Source organism: Novosphingobium pentaromativorans US6-1, from assembly GCF_000767465.1.
In the GTDB taxonomy this organism is placed as follows: domain Bacteria; phylum Pseudomonadota; class Alphaproteobacteria; order Sphingomonadales; family Sphingomonadaceae; genus Novosphingobium; species Novosphingobium pentaromativorans.
Map to the genome: position 1 here is coordinate 1084056 of NZ_CP009291.1, position 19406 is coordinate 1103461.

At 59.7% G+C, this 19406-nt stretch carries 17 protein-coding genes; 6 read left to right on the forward strand and 11 right to left on the reverse strand.

The window, feature by feature from the left end; translation table 11 throughout:
* Positions 1-12: 12 nt before the first annotated feature.
* The 4 genes from JI59_RS05000 to JI59_RS05015 are packed head-to-tail and all read right to left on the reverse strand — an operon-like array spanning position 13 to position 3558.
* Positions 13-948 carry a TIR domain-containing protein gene (locus JI59_RS05000; RefSeq protein WP_081473994.1) on the reverse strand — a complete coding sequence of 312 codons (936 nt, stop codon included), beginning with the start codon at positions 946-948 and terminating at the stop codon, positions 13-15.
* Positions 949-965: 17 nt separating this feature from the next.
* Positions 966-1688 carry an E2 domain-containing protein gene (locus JI59_RS26685; RefSeq protein ID WP_337999250.1) on the reverse strand — a complete coding sequence of 241 codons (723 nt, stop codon included), beginning with the start codon at positions 1686-1688 and terminating at the stop codon, positions 966-968.
* Positions 1689-1694: 6 nt separating this feature from the next.
* Positions 1695-3272, reverse strand: a complete 1578-nt coding sequence (locus JI59_RS05010; RefSeq protein ID WP_007013876.1) for an adenylate/guanylate cyclase domain-containing protein — start codon at positions 3270-3272, stop codon at positions 1695-1697.
* A gap of 52 nt (positions 3273-3324) precedes the next feature.
* Positions 3325-3558, reverse strand: coding sequence for a DUF2188 domain-containing protein (locus JI59_RS05015; RefSeq protein WP_038575574.1), 234 nt, complete (start codon positions 3556-3558; stop codon positions 3325-3327).
* 56 nt (positions 3559-3614) lie between these two features.
* Between JI59_RS05015 and JI59_RS05020 the strand changes: the two genes are divergently transcribed.
* Both JI59_RS05020 and JI59_RS05025 read left to right on the forward strand, forming a co-directional pair.
* The gene (locus JI59_RS05020; protein ID WP_239000591.1) at positions 3615-4013 is read left to right on the forward strand and encodes a helix-turn-helix domain-containing protein; all 399 of its coding nucleotides are present in this window, start codon (positions 3615-3617) and stop codon (positions 4011-4013) included.
* Positions 4010-4912, forward strand: a complete 903-nt coding sequence (locus tag JI59_RS05025; protein ID WP_007013873.1) for an ImmA/IrrE family metallo-endopeptidase — start codon at positions 4010-4012, stop codon at positions 4910-4912. The genes JI59_RS05020 and JI59_RS05025 overlap by 4 nt, the downstream gene beginning before the upstream one ends.
* A gap of 201 nt (positions 4913-5113) precedes the next feature.
* Here the strand turns inward: JI59_RS05025 and JI59_RS05030 are convergent, their stop codons facing one another.
* Genes JI59_RS05030 through JI59_RS05040 form a run of 3 tightly spaced genes read right to left on the reverse strand, consistent with a single transcriptional unit; the run spans position 5114 to position 11116 of the window.
* Positions 5114-6301 (reverse strand): GIY-YIG nuclease family protein, encoded by a 1188-nt coding sequence (locus JI59_RS05030; protein ID WP_038577037.1) that lies wholly within the window; start codon positions 6299-6301, stop codon positions 5114-5116.
* Positions 6294-8357, reverse strand: a complete 2064-nt coding sequence (locus JI59_RS05035; protein WP_007013871.1) for a DEAD/DEAH box helicase — start codon at positions 8355-8357, stop codon at positions 6294-6296. The genes JI59_RS05030 and JI59_RS05035 overlap by 8 nt, the downstream gene beginning before the upstream one ends.
* 5 nt (positions 8358-8362) lie before the next feature.
* Positions 8363-11116 carry a class I SAM-dependent DNA methyltransferase gene (locus JI59_RS05040; RefSeq protein ID WP_007013870.1) on the reverse strand — a complete coding sequence of 918 codons (2754 nt, stop codon included), beginning with the start codon at positions 11114-11116 and terminating at the stop codon, positions 8363-8365.
* Positions 11117-11475: 359 nt separating this feature from the next.
* Here JI59_RS05040 and JI59_RS05050 point away from each other — a divergent pair, with 359 nt between their 5' ends.
* From JI59_RS05050 to JI59_RS05060, 4 genes are read left to right on the forward strand one after another with little or no spacing between them, the layout of a single operon-like run.
* On the forward strand, positions 11476-12120 hold the full coding sequence (locus JI59_RS05050; protein WP_007011047.1) for a S24 family peptidase: 645 nt from the start codon (positions 11476-11478) through the stop codon (positions 12118-12120).
* A gap of 11 nt (positions 12121-12131) precedes the next feature.
* On the forward strand, positions 12132-12557 hold the full coding sequence (locus JI59_RS26105; RefSeq protein WP_007013869.1) for a thermonuclease family protein: 426 nt from the start codon (positions 12132-12134) through the stop codon (positions 12555-12557).
* Complete coding sequence (locus tag JI59_RS27305) at positions 12548-12856, forward strand: DUF5818 domain-containing protein (RefSeq protein WP_038577039.1); 309 nt, start codon at positions 12548-12550, stop codon at positions 12854-12856. Before JI59_RS26105 ends, JI59_RS27305 begins: the two co-directional genes overlap by 10 nt.
* Positions 12856-13053, forward strand: coding sequence for a DUF6961 family protein (locus JI59_RS05060; RefSeq protein WP_007013867.1), 198 nt, complete (start codon positions 12856-12858; stop codon positions 13051-13053). The genes JI59_RS27305 and JI59_RS05060 overlap by 1 nt, the downstream gene beginning before the upstream one ends.
* Before the next feature lie 33 nt (positions 13054-13086).
* On the opposite strand, the gene JI59_RS05065 is transcribed toward JI59_RS05060, so the two are convergent.
* The 4 genes from JI59_RS05065 to JI59_RS05080 form a co-directional block, all read right to left on the reverse strand.
* Positions 13087-13326 carry a hypothetical protein gene (locus JI59_RS05065; RefSeq protein WP_007013866.1) on the reverse strand — a complete coding sequence of 80 codons (240 nt, stop codon included), beginning with the start codon at positions 13324-13326 and terminating at the stop codon, positions 13087-13089.
* A 72-nt stretch (positions 13327-13398) separates the two neighbouring features.
* On the reverse strand, positions 13399-16335 hold the full coding sequence (gene mobF, locus JI59_RS05070; RefSeq protein ID WP_007013865.1) for a MobF family relaxase: 2937 nt from the start codon (positions 16333-16335) through the stop codon (positions 13399-13401).
* A 37-nt stretch (positions 16336-16372) separates the two neighbouring features.
* The gene (locus JI59_RS05075) at positions 16373-18757 is read right to left on the reverse strand and encodes a type IV secretion system DNA-binding domain-containing protein (protein ID WP_007013864.1); all 2385 of its coding nucleotides are present in this window, start codon (positions 18755-18757) and stop codon (positions 16373-16375) included.
* Positions 18747-19079 carry a ribbon-helix-helix protein, CopG family gene (locus JI59_RS05080; protein WP_007013863.1) on the reverse strand — a complete coding sequence of 111 codons (333 nt, stop codon included), beginning with the start codon at positions 19077-19079 and terminating at the stop codon, positions 18747-18749. Before JI59_RS05080 ends, JI59_RS05075 begins: the two co-directional genes overlap by 11 nt.
* Positions 19080-19406 lie beyond the last annotated feature (327 nt).

Consider the following 19406-nt stretch of genomic DNA (forward strand, 5'->3'; position numbering starts at 1 on the left):
CACATCAAGCAATCAGCGGGCGCGCCTGTCGGTGAACACGCCTTCCTTTTCAATGTGCTCCTTCGCTTCGATGCAGGCGTTGCGCACCGTGCGCTTCATTTCATCGTCGGAGCCGGTCCGATATCGCAACGTGGTCAAACCTGCGGCATCGCTCGGCAGACGAACGCCGTCATCGGCGCAAACCAGAAGCATTGATCGCCGACGCCCCAGCACACCGAGAGAAATCCCAAATTCGAGATGGACATTGTCACGAGCAACTTGATGGGTTTCGCCTCGCATGGTGAGGGTGTCATCCGCACCGACAACGGCAATCGTGAAGTCGGACGATTCAATCGCGTCCATCAGCGAGCTTATGGGATAATCGGAAATGCCGAATGTCCCTTTATCCCACAGTTGAACTGCAATTTCCTTGGAATCGAGATTTCGCACGATTTCATTCGCGACACCGATCTTCTCAGATGACGAAATCACGAAAATTCTAGGAATGTCATTTGTTTGCCCAATGCCCTTGTTTCGCTCGTCAAGCCGTCCTGCGACCACATCAAGCATCCGCTTCAAATAGGCAGGGCTATCGCGTGTAATCTCATCCAGCACAGTGCGCTTGAGGCGAAGTACTAGCGCCTCGCCGATCGCCGAAACGGTAGCCGTGCGAGGCCGCGCTGGGGATGTACCAGTAAGCTCCCCTACATGCGTACCAGCCTCGCGTACCGTCTGCGGACGCCCGTTGATGGTGATCTGCATCTTTCCGGCAAGAATGAGAAACAGGTCGTCGTCCCAGTCGCCTTGCTTGATGATGACATCGCCATCGGCAATTTCCTGCAACACCCCGGCGGCAACAATCTGTTCGGCAAGGTCCTTGTCATTCGCGACCAAATCCTGGCCGCAAACCGCTTCTATGAGCCTACCTTTTTTTTCGTCTCCACTAAATCTATCCAGCAATGCGCCCATAGTATTCTCCAATCCTTTCAGCGTAATCCGCACAACTTCATTTTACCGCAACAAGTTTCGCCCAAAGCGCGGGCATCCTGCCAGTATTTTTCAAGATGAAACTTCCTCTTCTGCTCACAAGAGACAAGTTCCAGCATTAGCGTCCGCTTCTTGCAATCCTTGCGCACAATCGGCCACTTGCGACGACTTTTGTGCTTGCACCCTCTTGGGCATGGCGCCCGACCGTTGATCGGGTTGCCCTTCTTGTCGAAAAAACGAAGATTGGGATCGGTGATCCATGAGGGCTCGCCCAGATAGGCGGCGGCGTATTCCTCTTCAAAGCCAAGCTCGCGTGCCGCGATGAGCGCCTTTTCGTGCCATTCGCCTGCACCGCCATGGTCGAGCGCGTGCGCTGGCGGCCAGATACCTGTCTTTTCGGCAATCGACTGGCAGCAAAGGTACTGTCTTAGTTGCTCCCACCATTGAATGGCCGTCTCGTCCGATACCACTTCGAGAGTATGCAGGCCCAGACAAAAGGTCTGATCGCGTTGTATGTGGCGTTCGGGACAACGGGCCGGGAATTTTGTGCCGGGAGATTCTTCCCTAACGCTGAGCGTCGAATATCCCTGTATGTGCAATTTGACGCCGGAGCCCGACCAGAGAGTGCCGGGCACATACGCTGTGCCTACAAGAAACAGCGACGACGATGTTTCTATCGAAAACCAGGCGGGGCATTTGCCTTCTAAATGACGGGATGGCATGGCCACTCACAGCTTCGCATGTGCCCTCATTGGCTCGGGTGCGTGCGCGCGCATCGGCTCCGCCTGCACAGACGAAACGTAAGGCGATGCCATTGTTCCCAGAAGCATTGCCGACGCATCATAATCCATGTTGGAAATGACGCGCTCACTCCCAAAGATTTGCCGAACGGCGGCAGGCGCAACCGCATAGGCCTTCTCGCCTATCGCGGTTTCCGTTCCTGTGCACCGGCGCTGTTCGTTCTCCGAAACGCAGGTGGCGCGGCTTGTCGCAGTCCTGACGCTGGCCGCACCGCGAAGCCCGATGCGGCAGATTGGTGTCGGGCCGAAGTCGATGCCGATGGCAAGGCCGAGGCCCGCGATACCTGGCAAGGCCATCTTGCAAAGATCGAAGGAGGAACGAATACCACCTGCCGCGTTCACTGAGGCACGGATGGAATCCATCGCGTTGGTCTCGCGAGAATTTCCCTCTGCGAGAAGTCCGTGCACACAATCGCCGACGAAACGCACTTTGCGGCCCCCAAAATCTTCCCGCAGCACAGCAGCCATCTCGGCGCGGAGCACATGCAGATTGGCAACGGCTTCAGCTACATTTCCGGTCTGGATGGCGTGATCCACATAGGCAGTGAAACCGTCGATGTCTGCGAATATCGAGGCCAGTGGCATGCGTATCGCGTTGCTGGGGGGATGCTCGGCAAACACGATGTCCTTGAGCGGCGGTTCCTTATGGTGAAAGCGGAAGGCTGCATCTGAAGCCTGCTCGGGATATTCGCGGCGCTTCATCTGAGTTTCAAAATCAATATAGGCTTTCGCCAGACGCGTGTCGGCATCGAATGTCTGGCCTCGGGCACTGACGCCCTCTTGCAGAAATCCTGTTTCCACGGCCTTTGCCAGAGCGGTGAAGGAAGTTGGCGCGTTCTGGTCTCTCGCGTGCTGCACACGATTGCTGAGAAAGATGCCTTCTTCGTCTCCGTCAGCGAGCTTGGCCGCATGGTTTGCAGGGCTACCGATGAAAAGGGGGTCGGGCTCGTCACGCTTGCCGCTATCGATTGCCACCGCCGGGCCGCTGTCTATGCCGACCCCCACCGCCGTTTGAAACTCGGGGAAATCGTTGCCGAGGCGTTCGACCATCTGGCGAAATGCCGCTGCAAAAGAGATTGCCTTGCGAATGCGCTCCGGTTCGTTCTCTCGCCCTTCGGGGGTGAGCACGACAGCATGGAGACGTGAGCCGTGGAAATCGACGCGCTGGATTTCGAATTCATCGATAAGGCTGTCGCAGGCACTGTAGTGTGTATGCAGGAATTCCAAAGCGCGCCGATGGCTCGCTTCGGTCTCAATGCCAGCGTCTTCAAGGACACCGTTGAAATCGATGAGGTTCGCATAGATATGCGCACCGTGCGTTGTGATGGCGCGGTTGCGGGGTACACGAAGAATTGCGAGCTTATCGTCGGTAAGCCCGCCGCTCGCCTTCAGAAGTCGCCTTTCACCCAGATACCGGGCAAAATCCTCGACGACAATTTCACCTTGCGGAACGGTCTCTTTGAACCGCTGGATGCGTAGTGCTGCACGTTCCTGATTCCAGGCCATTCTACCTCACTCTCCGCAGCATCACAGGCTGCGCTTCCATTGTTGACCGCAATCAGCCCTTTGGCGGATTGGGATCGTTGCCATGGCTGTCGCTGCTGGCGATGCGGCCATCCTTATTGTGGATGCGGAATTCGGTGCCCTGATTGCGGCTGATCTCGCGACCCCGATCGATAGCTTCCCGCTTGGTGTCCGCATGTACGCTCGCGCGTCCTGCTCCACCCCGTTTCACGTCCCATCCGCCGTTTGGATTTGGTACGACGTGGTGGGACTTTGGCCCTTTGCCCATGAGCTGTGCTCCGTAAAGCTCGCGAGGCACACATTATACCTCTACTCCGAACATGCTTGCACAGTTGCTATTCGGCAGTCAAGCCTATAAAATACCTCTACACCGAACACAGCAAGGCGGGAGAAGCGGTTTTGGCAAATATCCTTGGGGAAAAGATTCGTAAGTTGCGCAAAGAGAAAGGATTGACGCTGGACAAGCTCGCCGATTTAACGGGGTCGAGCAAAAGCTATATATGGGAGCTGGAAAACAAGAACCCTCCAAGGCCGTCTGCAGAAAAACTCGCAAAAATTGCCGAACAACTTGAAACGACAATCGAGTTTTTACTCGACGAAGGTGATGAACTCTCGCAGGAAGATGCGGCCGATGCGCGTTTTTATCGTCAATATCGAAAGATGGATTCCGCGACGAAGGCAAAAGTGCGTCAGATCATAAAGCTTTGGGATGAGGATACATGACCAAGAGCTGGTCGCCGCAACGCTGGGCAAACTCCATCACGACAATGCTCAATGCAGTGTACGGCGATGCACCGGAGCGTTTTCCGGTCAACATTCCACAGCTCGCCAAGGAATATTCAAAGCAGCGTTTCCCTGACGACCCGATCACGCTGGTGAAGGGTGCGTCCTTGCCGGGGTTCGATGGCGCGCTCTACCGCGCCCCATCGCCGAAGAAAGGTTGGGGGATCGTTTACAACGATGCGATCAGGTCGCCAGGCCGGATCAATTTCACGCTGGGACATGAGTTCGGTCACTACCTGCTTCACCGCCTTGCATATCCCGATGGGATGGAATGCGGCGACCAGGACATGGTGCGCTGGGACAGCGAATACGCACAGATCGAGCAACAGGCTAACGAATTTGCCGTCGGCCTGCTTATGCCTCTCGATGATTTCCGCAGACAAATCGACCCAAAAGCGAAACCCACCCTTGATGAGATCGGCGCTTGCGCTGCGAGATACGACGTTTCGCTGATAGCGGCGACGTTACGTTGGCTTCAATTCACCGAGCGCCGGTCCGTGCTCGTCGTTTCGCGAGACGGCTATGTTCTTTGGGCAAGATCGAGTGATCGCGCGCTCAAGACCGGTGCATATTTCAAGACGGTTGGCCGCCCACCGATTGCGGTGCCCGCTCTGTCCCTCGCCGCGCGCTCCGATCCTCTGAATAGCAAGGGCGCAATCGAGCATGGCGCAGACGTATGGTTGGCCGAGCCATGCGAGGAAATCGCCCTCGTCTCCGACCACTACGATTTCACGATCTCGCTGCTGCATCTTGGTCGAGCCGAAAAGCGGACGTGGATGGACGAAGACGAGGTTGAAGATTCCTTCGACCTGATGCGGCGCAAGTTGCGCATTGAGTAGGGGCGTGGGGCACGACAGCTTTGTCCCCAGATCAGGCCGGTCGGTCCACCGTGAGAGCTTGATGAACGAACGGAAGGTTTCGTGAAGCCGATTTGAACGGCTGAACGACGGCCATGGCGGCGGTGTCGGACGATATCCATTTCGCATGGCGCTTTACTGGCCCCATAGCATGGCGTGACATTGGCCAAGTTTGGCTTAGCGTCAGATCGAAATAAAGCGTGCTTGCTCCCGATCATATCTAAGATCAGTCACCGTCCCGTCGCTGATCCGGGCCACGAGTTCGTCGATCGCATTTAGCGGCACGAGAAACCATTCGCGGGGCTGGACGGTCTTGCCGAACCGGTCCCCAGCAGACAGATCAAGCCGCGCTGGAGAAAGAGCGCGGTGAATCAGTCCTTCAAGCTTGCTACGATTGATGTTGTAGAGCTTGTACTCGGCAACGACCTCGACATCGGCGAGTAGGAAGGTCGGGTCATTGCGGGCATTGGCGATCCGGCTTGCGATAGGTTGGCCCGTGACCCCGATCTTGTGGATCAGCTCGCGGTGCTGGTCCACGTAAGGGTGAGCTGACTTGCTCCGCAGGACGTAGATCGTGCCGCTGGCAAGATCATCCGGCTCGGCAGTATCGCCAAACAGAGGCCCAGCACTAAGCTCGGTGATGCGGCGCGCCGTATCGTCCCGGTACAGCGCTTTCTGGAAGGATCGCGACAGAACTGTCGCCTCGGTTCCGTTGTCGTAGATGACGCGGACACGGCGGTCCTTGCGCTCATACTGGGTAACGAAATCCTCGGTCGAGCCGGCGATATAGGCAAGCTGTCCGCCGACGATGAAGAAGTTGCCCGGCTGGATCTCCGCCAGGGTGACCTCGGTCTGATCAAGCACCTTGGCCTGCCGGGCTCCTGCCCTAAGGTCCGCCTGGGCCCGCTCGAACAGTCCCTTGAACTCCGCGAAATCCTTGCAAGGTTCACGGTTGGCGATCTCCTCGGCCGCCCGCTTCTCCGCGCGCGACGATACGTGGCGAAGTTGAGTAATGTCGTTGCCGGAACCGCTCGCGATGCCGAGTTCGGCGAGCAGGGCCTCGTCGTCGAGCGCCGCAGGTGCAGCCACAGGTGTCGCTCCGTCGAGAATGCCGTCGGCATCAAGCGGCGCTAGCAAGTCACGCGCTTCCGGCATGCCGCGAAGTTGGTCGAGACGCACGGCATAGAGCCGCTCAAAGATGTCGCGGTCGTCGCCATGCTGCGGCAACCGGCCATTGTCGGCAACGAAGCGCTGAATGTCCTCGAACCCCGCGACAATCCGCTCTTGCAGCGGCGTGAGCGCGCGCTGCACCTCGGGCGTCATGTCGACGCCAAGTTCCGCCAGCAGTTCGAGGTCGCTCAGTTCAGCCATCAGCGCCGGCCTGTGCAGCATGGCGCTGAAGGAAGGCAATGCCCTCGGCCATCTTGCGCTCCCAGGCGTCCTGCGAGATCAGCGAGGGCAGCCGACCACGCTCACGCTTGAACTCCAGCGCGCGCTCCGCCAGCGCCCGGGCATCCTCGTATGTCAGCTTGTCCTTCTTGGCGTTGATCACCGCCTGCACCTGGAGCAGCGTCTTCTCGTCCATGGCTTTGGCCATCACCGCTATGGTCGCGTCGAACGGATTGACATGATCGATCAAGTCGATGTCGAGGTCAGTGACGCTGAGCGCGAATTTGCGGACGCCGTCGATGAAGGCGGTGTTCGCCTTGATCTCGCCGTCAACGACGTCTCCACCCATCATGGCCTTGGCCTGCTGCGTCACGTTCATCGCCGCGATCGCATGTTGGCGCACGGCCTCTTGGTCTTCGGCGCTCAGTTCGGGATACTTCTCGCGGATGATCTTGCCCATCTTCAGTTGAGACAGTTCCTCGGGCACTACGTCAGGATCGAACATGCCGCGTTCCACCACCGACTTGTCCTGCACGAAGCTGGCAATCACTTCGTTGAGGTCCTCACGGCAGATCCGCGTCGCCTCGATGCTGGTCGGCAGCTTCAGGCCCTTGATCTCGAAATGCATCTGGCCCTGGGCGTTGATGCCGATATTAGTCTCGCCGGGCTTGTAGCCGTCTTCGCCGTAGTCGAACCCTTCCTTCGGCCCGGCATCCTTCGGCGTGAACTCGAACCGGGGCGCGAGCACCTGCTCCATCAGCAGGCTGGCAGCAATCGCCTTGAGGTAGTCGTTGATCGCATCGACCACGAGCGGATCGTCTGCCGCTGGCTCGGCAATCAGGTTGGTGAAGCGCGCCCGCGTCTTGCCGGGAGCGTCGCGGGTTGCGCGGCCGATGATCTGGATGATTTCGGTCAGGCTGGAGCGATAGCCGACGGTCAGCGCATGCTCGCACCAGATCCAGTCAAACCCTTCCTTGGCCATGCCAAGCGCAATGATGATGTCGACGAAGTCCCGGTTGGTCCGGGCTTTGGGCGATTTGAGCGAGGCCACGACCTTGTCGCGCTTGGCCGCGTCGTCGTCGACCAGGTCGGCCACCTTGATCGTACCGCCAGAAGCGGTGCGCACCAAATGGAAGCCTGTATCTGGATCGACGCCATGCCAGTCGCCGAGGTGGTTCATGATGTCCTCGGCCTCGCGGTGCTTGTCCTTGAGGCTCTCGCGCGAATTGACCGACGGAATGTGGACGATGGTCTTCACTGTCGGGTCGAGCAACGCTGAGATCTTGTCCGTGTAGCGGCCGATGTAAAAGCTGTAGCCGATGTCGAGCACCTTCAGGTGCTCATAGCCGTTGAGCTGCTCGTAATAGGTGTAGGTGACGGTCTCGAATTTCGCCTCATCTTCTGGCGCCAGCACGGGGATGGCATCGCCCCGGAAATAGCTGCCGGTCATGGCGACAATGTGGGCCTTGTCGCGCCCGATCAGCTGCGCAAGCTGGGCGCCAAGCCGGTTGCCAGCATCCGCCGAGACATGATGAAATTCGTCGATGGCAATGACAGTATCGTCGAAGGCCTCCACCCCAAGCTCGTCAAATGCGAAGCGGAACGTGGCGTGGGTGCAGACCAGCACCCGATCATCCCCGGCGAGAAACTCGCCGACGGCCTTGACCTTTGACTTGGCCACCTTGGGATCGTCCGCGCCGGGCGTGTTGCACAGGTTCCACTGGGGGGCGACCACCCAGTCGGCCCAAAAGCCGTGCTTGCTGAGCGGTTCGCTTGCAAAGCTCGCACCGATCGAGCGCTCCGGCACGCAGACGATCGCCTTCTTCACGCCCTGGTTTGTCAGCTTGTCGAGCGCGATGAACATGAGAGCGCGGGACTTGCCAGAGGCTGGCGGCGACTTGATCAGCAGGTACTGCTCGCCCCGCTTGTCATAGGCGCGGGCCTGCATCGGCCGCATGCCGAGTTCGTTCGCCCTAGCCGTCGCACCGGTGCCGGCGGGGCGGAAGGTGACCGTGGGAATGATATCGCCGTTTGCCATGCAGTTCAGGCCGCCTTCTTGCCGGTCATCTTGGTATAGAGCTCGAAAAGCTTCTCGAGCCGTTCGGTGTCGTTACGGAACTTCCGTCCAATATAGATCCGCTCCAGCACTTCGTCATTACGCTCATGTGCATGTCGAAGGTTGTCGGGCATCTTCGCGGGATCGTAGAGTTCGGCAATCGTCTTCGGGAAATGGGCCTCTCGCGCGAGAAGGATGTCCTCCGCGCAGCGGGTAAGGTCGGCCTTGCCTTGTTCAGTCAACGTGGTCGGTATCGGGAAAGTGTTCCATCCCATGGTATTGGAGTAGCGGTAACGCGTTTCCAACTTTCCGCAGACGGCGCCGACCCAAACGAGGTGCAGCCGGGAGGCTACAACTGAAAGGTTCCAGAGAGGCGCGTCGTAGATGGCGAGAGCCAGGTTAGATACCCGCACGTCCGGGGGCATCAACCCACACGGCAAATATTCACGACGTTCGGAAGAGACGCTTGGCACCACGATGGTGTGCCTGTTACCGATAATCGTCCGCTCGAACTTGTAGGGAGTGTCTAAACCGGCGCGCCCGCGTTCGCTACCGTTCAGCCGATACTCCCGGATCTTTGAAAGCCGTTCCGCGATCGGAGGAATTGAGAAAGCCAGTTCGGCCTGTTCGTCCGAAATCCAGAGGCAGTATCGCCGCAGGCCGTTAATGAATTCGGCCGAGCCCACGATCGGCCTAATCAGAGGCTTTGACTGCGGGTATTCATTCACAAGCGCTTGCATCTCGTCTGTCGAGAGCAAGAGGTTGCCCTGATCTCGCGGAATATTCCCCCCGAACATCACACCAACCTCTGAAATCGGCTCGGATGCCCTTGCCACGATGACGGTGTCGCCAGGCGACAGGTAGGGGTTGATGTTGGCAACCTCCTTTCGTGCCGCGTCGGAATAGATGAATTTCCGCCGTTCCTGGGCATCGGCGACGCCAACAATAATGCAGGTGACCTGCGCATTGCGGGCGGCGTTGTTGCCCCACATAAAGTTCTCGTGCGCAAAAAAGATGGCCTGTCCGTTGCCGAAAATCTTAGGCCAGATCAGCGGCACTTGAACCCCTTGGCAGATGGAGTTGGTGGATACGAAGGCAAAGCGTCCTCCGTGCCTGATGTAGTCTGACGCCTTCCAAAACCAGCCTGCTATATAGTCGACCGCGCGGACCTCCTGCTTTCCGGACTTAAAGGTCCGGAGATCGTCCTTCTGCTCCTTCGTCTGGTATTTGTCCCCAATATAAGGGGGATTGCCGCAGATGTAGGTCTCGCCGCCTTCATTCTCGAAGTCGATCTCAGACTGATCCAACGGTGTGCCAAACAGGTCATCGGCCTGCATACGGACCCCGGACCCGGCCGGCGGACAAAGTGCCAGCCAATCAAGTCGCAGCGCGTTCCCGTTCGTGATCCAGTTCTGGCTGTCGAGAGGAAGAAAATCGGCCAGAGCCTCCTTCTGCCCTCGATAAATCACGTCGCACTGGAACTCGGCGATAATCAGGGCCAGGCGCGCGATCTCGGCCGGAAAATCACGGAGTTCGATACCCCTGAAGTTGGTCAAGGGGATGGCCGACTTCCGGTTGGCGTCGCCTCGGCGCACGTTGATCTCGGCCTCGATCTCCCGCATCTGCTTGTAGGCAATGACAAGGAAATTTCCCGATCCGCATGCCGGGTCAAACACGCGGATGTGCGCCATGCGGTTGCGCAGATTGAGCAGTTTGCGGCCATTGTCGGCCGCGTCTTCGAGCGCCGCCCGCAGGTCGTCGAGGAACAGCGGGTTCAGCACCTTCAGGATGTTGGGCACGCTGGTGTAATGCATGCCTAGCGCGCCGCGCTCCTCGTCGTCGGCGACCGCCTGGATCATGCTGCCGAAAATGTCGGGATTGATCTTCTTCCAGTTCAGGTTGCCGATCTGGATCAGGTAAGCCCTCGCGATCCGGCTGAAGCGCGGCACATCCGTGTTGCCTGAGAACAGCTGGCCATTGACGTAGGGGAACACGTCCGCCCAGCGCGGCGTACCGGCTGCCTTGCGATAGCGCTCGTCCAGCTTACCTTCGTGCCGCGTGGGGGTGTCCATCGCCTGGAAGATCTGGCTGATGACCTCGTGTGTGTTGCTCGAATCCCGTGCGCTCATCTGCTCAATGGTCCGGGTGAACAATCCCTCACCGTTGAAGATGTCGGTATCCTCGGCGAAGAAGCAGAAGATCAGCCGGGCCATGAAGTGGTTCATGTCGGCCCGGCGCTCGGCCGTCGCCCACTCCGGGTTGTCCTTCAGCAGCTCGACGTAAAGCTTGTTCAGTCGGCTCGTCGCCCGAATGTCGAACGTACTCTCGCGGATCTGCTTGACGGTCGTAATGCCGGCAAGGGGCAGGAACAGGCCGAAGTGGTTGGGGAAGTCGGCAAAGGTACAGGCGACCGTTTCACCGGTATTGAGGTCTTCCGCCTGGAAATCCTCTCCATCGGTGGCAAGAATAAACTTGGCCTTGGCCGCGGCGGTCTTCGGACTTTCGCGCAGCGCCTTGAGCGCCTGGTCAACGGCCCCGACGTCACAGGTGGCGATATGGATGTTGCTACGCTGAAGCACGCCGCCCAGCAGATCGGACGCGTTTGAGGCCCCGCTACGCAGCTTCTTGAGCGTTGTGGCTTTATTTCCAAATGCTTCAAGGAACGCAAACGGGAACTCAGCCCGGTCAAAGGGAAGCTCCGCTAACTCCGAAATTGCCTGTTCGATCTCAACTGCATTCATGCGCCATCACTAGAACGTGAACGGGGGTGAGAACAAGCCGAGACCGCCTACGGTTCGCTTCTCGACGGCACGGTCATGAAGAGCTCTTCTCCATTAGAAATTGCCTCACCCGCTCCTGCGTCTTACGTCTCGGCCGGCGACCTTCGCGAAGATCCTGAACAAACCGTGGGTCCCCGACGGCCTGCCTACCAAACATGCTGGCCTTCGTACCGCTACGCGTCAAATAGCCCTCAATCTGGTCCAGGAGCTCCATCGCCTTCGACTCGCTTTCCGCTTGTGTTCTTGTTATGTTCTTATTAGGAAGGCTTCCTAGAGTCTAGGATCGAATTTCCTAGACGGATGCGATAGGACCCGCAGCGATGGAAGATGCACGCAAAGCCCTGGACGATCTGATCCAGCAACGAGGATGTAATTACTCCTCGATCTCCCGCCTTCTCGGACGCAACGCGGCCTACATCCAGCAATACATCCGCCGTGGCAGTCCCCGGCAACTGGACGAGCAGGACCGCTCCGTGCTCGCCCGCTTCTTCGGAGTAGACGAGAAGATCCTCGGTGCGCCCGAACGGCGATCCGGCCCGGTCGTCGAACTGGTCCATGTCCCGGTTCTCGATGTCGAAGCCTCGGCAGGGCACGGCGCTTTGGCCGAAATGGAATCCAAATGCGCCCAGTTCGGGTTCGACGAGAAGTGGCTGCGCCGTCTGACAGCAAGCAAGGCGACGAGCCTTTCGATCATCGCCGTGCACGGGGACTCGATGGAGCCAACGCTGCATGACGGTGATGAAGTCATGGTCGATCTCAACGATGGGCAGTCGCGGCTGCGCGACGGGATCTATGTGCTGCGCATGGATGACATGCTCAGCGTCAAGCGGGTGGCAATCGAGCCACAAGGCAAACGGGTCTCTGTGCTCAGCGACAATCCGGCCTATCCCAGCTGGCGTGGCCTGGAGAAGCGGACGATCAATATCGTCGGCCGCGTGCTTTGGTTCGGCCGCGCGCTTCGCTAGATAGCTCGCCAATGCTTGCCTTCCTCGCTGCCTCGATCGTCGCCGCCGGCCAGACCTTTACCTGCACGCCCACGCATGTGTGGGATGGCGACGGGCCCATATGGTGCGCCGAAGGCCCCCATGTCCGCATTGCAGGAATCGCCGCACGCGAAATGGACGGGACATGCCGGACCAATCAGCCATGTCCCGACGCGTCGGCTATCGAAGCGCGTGACGCTCTCGTCGATCTTCTTGGCGGCCCTCGCGGGACCATCTCGACAGGGCACGTCGTGGTTCGCGGACCGAGATTGACGTGCCGGTCGGAAGGATCGGCAGGCGGCAACCGGACGGCTGCCTGGTGCCGATTGCGGAACGGAGCCGATCTCTCCTGCTCGATGATCCAGACACGCACAGTGCTGCGTTGGGATCGCTACTGGAAAGGGCCTGCATGCCGCTAGGCCCGGAACTCTGTCTGACAGGCCGTCTTGCCGAAGGCCCCTTCGGACTTGAACTGCATTCGGGCGGCGGGGTGTGGGAGCTCGACACCGGGCGTGGAGCACGTCGGTTGCTCGGACGCGAAGTGGAAGTCTGCGGACGCCGCGCCGGGTTCAACGAGCTCATCTGCGATCAGATCTGGCCAGCAGGACAACCCCGCCCTCCCCGCTCCAAATTCAATATTGAACTTCTCCTGGCGTGCGGTGTCGTGGGCTACGGTTTGATAGCGTTCTTCCTCGGCCTTGTTGGACGTCTCGGCTGATGCTGAGCGATTGGGAACTCTGGGCCTGTGCCAACCAGGTCCTGAAGACCCATGGTGAGAATGCACCGCTTCATGTCGCCGAGCAGATCGGCGCGCTCGCGCTGGCAACGGACGAGGCGGGCATCGCCACTTGGAAAGCCATCGCCAAACGCGTTGCAGAGCTGATGGGGAAGGATCGCCCGACGCGCCTGCAATAAGCCAAAACGGCCTCAGCCAGGTCTCAATGCTGGTCAGCCCATCGGCGAGAGATCGCCCGGAAAGAGAGTGGGCTGAGAGCTCCTGCCTGCATTCGAGTCGCCTTCAATCTCCAAGCCCTGCATGCGCTCGACCAGATGGCGCGCGAGATCGACACGAGCATTACGCTGGGTTCGCGGGTCGTCAGCACCGAGCCCGACAAGCGTTGCTTCGGACGCAACCGCAAGCGCGACCTCGATGTGTGTGAACAGGATCTCATCGGCGATTCGGGACATAATCTGCATGAGAACAAAAACAGAACTCATAGTCAACCGGCGCCATATGGACCCATTCGGATCGCAGCTACGTCAGATCCCGATTTCGAAGGGCTTGGTGAGCGAGCGATCGAGTTCGGGCGGCTCGCGGGCCGGTTCTTGCGAACGATCAGGCGCCTTGCCCTTCGCCTGGCCCATTGCTGCCGCATCCCGCAGCTGATTGACCGTTTCGAGCGCCGAGCGTTTCATTCCCGGATTGCGCTCAACAGCTGCTTCGAGCTTGCCCGCATTGTCGACAAACAGGGTCAGACCATCGCGCAGACGGGTTATCGTCACGAGGAATGTCTGCTGGTTGGCAAGATTGCGTTCGCGGCTGTCCATGACGGCAATCCCGCGGTCGGAGGTCAGGCCCTGCGCCATGTGCGCGTTGAGCGCGTAGGCGAGGTCAAGACGCTCGAGCATGGGGTCGTCCAGCCCCAGCCGGTGTTCGGCGCCAAGGGAGGTTTTCACCATGACGCCCTTCGCATCAACCGCCACGATGCGCGCCTGATCGGCGTTGAGCAGTCCGCGCTTGTGATCCGTCGCCGTCCAGCGAATGCGGTCACCATCGTGGATTTCTAGTGGGCGAACCTCAAACAGACGCAGCGGATCCTGCTCACCTTGCGGTCGCATCTGGCTCGGCCGGAATTCAAAGCGCTTGCCCCGCTCGTTCTGCAGCATCACGCGTTCGCGGGTCGGATCGGTTTCGACCACGTCATAGCGGCCCTTCTGCAGCCCCTGCCCCCTTTGCCGGCGGTCGACTTCGAGCACCATGCCGGCCGCATAGCTGCGCGAATAGCGCATTTCCTCACGCGTCAGATTGACGCGCGACAGCACAGTGAGACCCAAGGAACCCGGTCCCAATTCGCCATTGGCCTTGAGCCCGATCTGGACGGCTTCATTCACCTGTCCGCGCAAGTTGCGACCCGAAGCATAGATAGCGGTCACCTCCCGCTCTGCAGGCGAAAGCGATAGCCAGGCCGCCGCGGCGTCGACGGCAGCTGTATTTCCCGACGCGACGACATGCGGGCCAAGATGGCGCAAGGCCTCGTCGATATGTCCACCTTGCGCTGCATATTGAGCTTCGCGCAGCGCCTTATCGCGGGCCCGGAGATTGGTGTTCATGATGGCGGTTTCGACGCCTGCCCGCTGCATGACGTCAAAGGGTTTGCCCGCATCGACAGCGCCCAATTGCTTCCTGTCCCCGATGCTGGCGAAGCGGTCTAGCTGGAGCAGGTTGGCGAGGCGCACGAGCTTTTCCTTGTCGGCATTGCCGACCATCGAGGCTTCGTCGAGTAGCACCACGGTGCCGCACAAAGACGCGCGTGCCTCGGCAAGCCTCGCCTGGTCTGCTCCTTCCAGAAGGCCCTGATGTTGGCGCAAGAAGCGCGCGACTGTCATCGAGGGAATGCCGGTGTCACGTTCAAGCATCTGCACGAGCGTGTTCTGGACCGCGAGCCCGAGTGCGGACTTGCCTTCCCCGCGCAAGATGTCAGCAACGGGCTTGAGAACGGTACTCTTGCCAGCGCCCGCCACACCCTGAATGGCGACAATTCGGTTGTGCGAGGCGAGAAGCAGGCGCCCTGCCCGCTCCTGCCCAGGGTTCAAGGTCAGGCCGTATTTGAGCTGGGAGAGAGCCTGCAGGCGCTCTCCGGCCACATCGGCTTCGACCACCGCAGTCCCATGTCCCCGCCCGCTTTCGATGGCCGCAATGATGCGCTGCTCGAGCCCAATCGCATCGCGAGTTGTGACAAGATTGCGATCTGCACCCTTGCCTTTTTGCAGGTGGCCTTGACGCAGCAATTGGTCGACGCGGTGTTCGATGTCGGTGAGCGTGGTGGGCAAGGCAAAGCCAAGCGCTGAGCGATAAATCTCGGTCCGCGAGAAGGCCGCCTCGCGCTCGCCCAAATGCCGGATTGCCGATGCGACAGCATGAACGGCCGCGATCTGTTCGGGCGTCCGGCGCCCCAAGTCGCGAGGCACAAGCGGGTCGCCCTGACGTAGCCCCAGACGCTCCGCAAAGGTCGCAGCCAGAAGGCGCGCGCGCTGGCCGATCGATCGGACCGAATTTCCAATTCCGGAGACGGAGCCAATGTCGGTGGCGGCCCGTGCATTGGCCTGTGAAATGACAAGCCTCGGATCAAAGCCCAACTTTGCTGCTGCCTCGCGCCATTGGTTCACGAGAGCCTGGCGGTCTGCCACCGGCCCTTTGTCCGCCCGGGTCATCAGATTGGCCGCGTTGCGCGCCGCGAGGCCCTTGCCTTCCATCGTCGAAAGCTTGTCGAGGATCTCGGCACGGCGCGAACTGAAGGCATCACGAACGGGTTTGGGAACGCCCACCGCTTCGAAATTGCCATGCTTGCCGTATTCGCCAACCTGGTATCCGAGCTTTTCTACCGCCAAGCGGAAGCGCGCCATGGTCATGGCGTTGAGCAGCGTGTTGTGCTCCCAGATCTTGTCATTTCTCAGCGCTCGCCATTTGCCATCGGGTCCCTGGGTGACATTGGCAATCACCGCGTGAAAGTGCGCGTTGGGCTCCTGATTGCGGTTCGTATCGTGCTGGAAAAGCCCGATCACGAGATTGCGCGTCGCGACCACCCGTTCCTTGCCTCGGACCTCCATGCGGGTTTCGGCGAGATTCTTCTCAGCCCAGGCCAGCGTCTCGCGAACGGCAGCGCCATAGGCATCGAGGATACGCCTGTCGCCGCCGACGAGGGCAAGGATGGACCAGCTCTTGGGCATCGAAAATGTGAGATCGGTGCCGGCGCGATGCGCCCGGTTATCGCTCCCGACACGGCTGCCATCGGGCAGCTTGCCCTTGAGTACGGCCTCAAATTGCGAGGCTTCGATTCCGCCTCGCAGTCCAAGATTCTCCGCACCCTTGCCAAGCCAATGACCAGATCTCTCGGCATCAGCGCGGGTATAGTAATTGTCGGCGGCAAAGTAGTTGGCAGCGCCGCCAGCGGTGCGGACATTGGCTACAGAGAGCATCAGGTCTCACTCCGCCAGACGGCGTCTGCCTCGTGCATCACAGTTCAAAATCGCCGAGATCGGGCCCTTCGTGCGATGGCTGATCCTGCTCGGGAACGCCGTCTTCGAGCATGAGCTTGCGGGCTTCTGTCTCTCGCTGGCGCTGGGCTATCCGATCGACGGCTTGCGGCTTGTCCGAGGGCGGATTGGACCGCGGTAAGTCGCTTCGGCGTCCCTCCTTCACGCTATTGGATGGATCCTTCTCATCGGGATGATCGCCTTTGCGGAGCGTCGCATTCGTCGGCAGCAGCGGACGGGAATTGCGCGGCGTTGCCGCGCGCCCTTCGGGCGACGATCGTCGCCGAAGACTGGACTTACCTGACACCTTCCTGGTGTCGTCGAGAACGTCCTTTTCGGCCTGTTTCGCCACCCGCTGGCGTGATTGCTTGGCATCAACATCCACTGCCGACTCTAGTGGAAGAGTACCTTGCTTTGGTACGACGGGCTTGCCCGCCCCGTCATCGTTCGACGAGGGATGTTCGCTCTGACTTGCGGGCGGATTGGCAGCCGTCTCGTCGCCTTCACTCTTGCCCTCGACCTGCCGGATTGGCTCTCGATCCTTGGCCCGACCGACGAAGACATGCGCGATTCTTTCCCGGTCTATCGGCTTCAGACGGACCGGCGCTGCTGGAAAGCCGTCGGGGAATTTGATGAAGCCTGACAGGCGCGGCAGGTTCATCAACTGGTCGGGCAGCAGCAAAGGCTCGATATGCTTGCGCGGCGTCAGGCTGACAGCGTCGCGAGCATTGTTGTAGCCATAGGTGTAGCCTTCTTCCATGTCGCGAACCTGGCGATGCCCGATGAAGTCGGAACACCAGGTGGCGGTCTCGCGGTCTGCCGTACCGAGGATCAATTTGGTCCGGGCAAGCGATGCAAGCGTCATCGCCATGTTCTCACCGTAGACCTCCTTGAGCTTGGCATAGGCATGGATGCCGGTGACGATCGCGCCGCCGAAATTGCGCGCTGTCTGCAGGCCTTTTTCGAGAGCGGGGAGCCGGTGAAGCGCGCCCAGCTCGTCGATGAAGAACCAGCATTTGAGGTCCTTGGTGCGCGGCATCGTCATCAGCGTATTCATTGCCGTATCGAGCCACAGCGTGAGCAGCTGCGCGCATACGCTCATGTCGACGTAGCGCGCGGAGATGAAGACCATCGAGCCACTTCTTTTGGCGTTAGTGCCTTCGTCGTCATGGGCGCCCTCCTCGATCCAGTCGCGGACCGAAAAGCGGTGCCCGGAAGTGGGCAGGAGCTTCAGCGCCTTGGCGTTCACGTTGAACACTGCCCGGATCGATTCCGCCATACGCGCGGCTTCAGGAGCAGTCAGGGGATCGGCGATCGTGCCTCGCATCATGGCGTGGACCCGCGAGAGATCAGCGGTCATCAGCTCGCGGGCAAGCGCAGCATTGGTGCCCCGCCCTTCGGCCACCAGTTTGAGGCAGAATTCGACGAACAGCGCACGCGCTGCGATAACCCAGAACTGCGCCTCCCCGCCCCCATCATGGGGCACGAGGGCTTCCGCTGCCGCCCAGAACTCACCTTCGGTGCGGCATTCGTCAAAGAGACTCCATTGCGGACAGCGCGCGTCGAGCGGGTTCAGAATGATGTCCCGGTCGGCCTGGTAGAAGTGTTCGACAAAAGCGCCGGTGAGGTCGAAGACGACGCAGCGCTGTCCCTTGGCGCGGGCTTCGGCAATCATGTCCGACATGGCGACAGTCTTGCCCATGCCGGTAGTTCCGATGAGCATGGCGTGGCTTTGTTCGAGCCGCCAGGGATAGACAACCGTCGCAAGATGCGAGGGCCGGTATGGAAATGCCGCAGACAATTCCTTGGGCGAACACAGATGCCACTTCCAACCCATGGCGCTCGAAAGCTCTCGGGCGCGCTCGCGCTGGTTGTGCCCGCGCAGCTCGTCGACCAGTTCCGGTAATGTCACGAGCATGGCACCGCGCTCATGCTTGCGCTCTTTCGAACGGCTGCCGAAGCGCGCTGCGAACCAGTAGAACAGCACGAAGGCCGGCACGAGAAGCAAGGCCGAACGCACCAGTGCATCGCCCAGCAAGTCCAGCAGATGATCCCACGCACGGATCACCGGCGGATAGGCATCGAGCATGATGATGGGGAGCTGGACGGTTCCTCCAAACCCTGTTTCGAGTGCAACCTGTTTGGCCGGATCGAACTCCATGAAGCCGTAGATGGCTGCATAAATTCGCATCCATACGAGGTAGGTTTCGTGATCGCTCAGCCCTGCCGAAATGGTCCACCAGCTAGTCCAGGAAATGCCGATGGCGGCGATGATCAGCGGCCCCTTGAGACCTGCTGCAAACATGAAGCTGAAGTGCCCGAGCAGCTGGCTTCCGCGCGTGAAGTTGACGAGGTTACGCTTCATCGGAACCTCCCTCGCCGGCGTTTACGGAGAGCCCCAGTTCCTTGCATTTGCGCGCGTAGGCTTGATGGGCTCGCTCACGCAGACCGTGATCGGCATGCCCTGCGAGAAGGGCATCGACGCCGACCATTGTGAACACTGATTGACGGCTGACGCGGTCCACCGATGTTTCGAGCTTGGATGCAAGATCATCATTTTCGCATGCCTGCGAAAGCAGCGACCGGATCCATTCGCTGACGCTGATATCGCGCCGCTTTGCTGCAGCACGAACCCGCTCAGCGAGCTCGACGGTGACATGTACCTGGAGAGATTTTGGCCGTGTCATGCACGGACTCCTTGTGGTCAGGAGCCCGGAACGCACTGCGAAAGGCGGTTATTGTCTAAATCAGAAACGAGAACATGTCAAGAACATGCGAGATGCGCAGGAATGCGCCATTTCTCACTGCATTCAATCGAATCCGATTGGCGAATTGGCGACCAATCATTTCTGATTGAGAAGCTGCCATTTTTGCAAAAATCCATCAACACGCTGTCTTTACAATCTTTTTTACCGCCTCCCGCTTGCGATTTGTCGCGTACGGTGTGCTCTTCCGTCCCCAGCTTAGAGGGTAGGTTCCAGTGTCATGACCAGCACGGGATCGGCGGTTTTAAA

Excerpts from the sequence above, each read along its gene's own strand:
- JI59_RS05050 (WP_007011047.1), top strand. The coding sequence starts at position 11,476 with ATGGAAGATGCACGCAAAGCCCTGGACGATCTGATCCAGCAACGAGGA.
- JI59_RS05060 (WP_007013867.1), top strand. The coding sequence starts at position 12,856 with ATGCTGAGCGATTGGGAACTCTGGGCCTGTGCCAACCAGGTCCTGAAG.
- JI59_RS05000 (WP_081473994.1), bottom strand. The coding sequence starts at position 948 with ATGGGCGCATTGCTGGATAGATTTAGTGGAGACGAAAAAAAAGGTAGG.
- JI59_RS05080 (WP_007013863.1), bottom strand. The coding sequence starts at position 19,079 with ATGACACGGCCAAAATCTCTCCAGGTACATGTCACCGTCGAGCTCGCT.
- JI59_RS26105 (WP_007013869.1), top strand. The coding sequence starts at position 12,132 with ATGCTTGCCTTCCTCGCTGCCTCGATCGTCGCCGCCGGCCAGACCTTT.
- JI59_RS05015 (WP_038575574.1), bottom strand. The coding sequence starts at position 3,558 with ATGGGCAAAGGGCCAAAGTCCCACCACGTCGTACCAAATCCAAACGGC.
- JI59_RS27305 (WP_038577039.1), top strand. The coding sequence starts at position 12,548 with ATGCCGCTAGGCCCGGAACTCTGTCTGACAGGCCGTCTTGCCGAAGGC.
- JI59_RS05075 (WP_007013864.1), bottom strand. The coding sequence starts at position 18,757 with ATGAAGCGTAACCTCGTCAACTTCACGCGCGGAAGCCAGCTGCTCGGG.
- JI59_RS05030 (WP_038577037.1), bottom strand. The coding sequence starts at position 6,301 with ATGGCTGAACTGAGCGACCTCGAACTGCTGGCGGAACTTGGCGTCGAC.
- JI59_RS05035 (WP_007013871.1), bottom strand. The coding sequence starts at position 8,357 with ATGGCAAACGGCGATATCATTCCCACGGTCACCTTCCGCCCCGCCGGC.
- JI59_RS26685 (WP_337999250.1), bottom strand. The coding sequence starts at position 1,688 with ATGCCATCCCGTCATTTAGAAGGCAAATGCCCCGCCTGGTTTTCGATA.
- JI59_RS05025 (WP_007013873.1), top strand. The coding sequence starts at position 4,010 with ATGACCAAGAGCTGGTCGCCGCAACGCTGGGCAAACTCCATCACGACA.
- JI59_RS05010 (WP_007013876.1), bottom strand. The coding sequence starts at position 3,272 with ATGGCCTGGAATCAGGAACGTGCAGCACTACGCATCCAGCGGTTCAAA.
- mobF (WP_007013865.1), bottom strand. The coding sequence starts at position 16,335 with ATGCTCTCTGTAGCCAATGTCCGCACCGCTGGCGGCGCTGCCAACTAC.
- JI59_RS05040 (WP_007013870.1), bottom strand. The coding sequence starts at position 11,116 with ATGAATGCAGTTGAGATCGAACAGGCAATTTCGGAGTTAGCGGAGCTT.
- JI59_RS05065 (WP_007013866.1), bottom strand. The coding sequence starts at position 13,326 with ATGTCCCGAATCGCCGATGAGATCCTGTTCACACACATCGAGGTCGCG.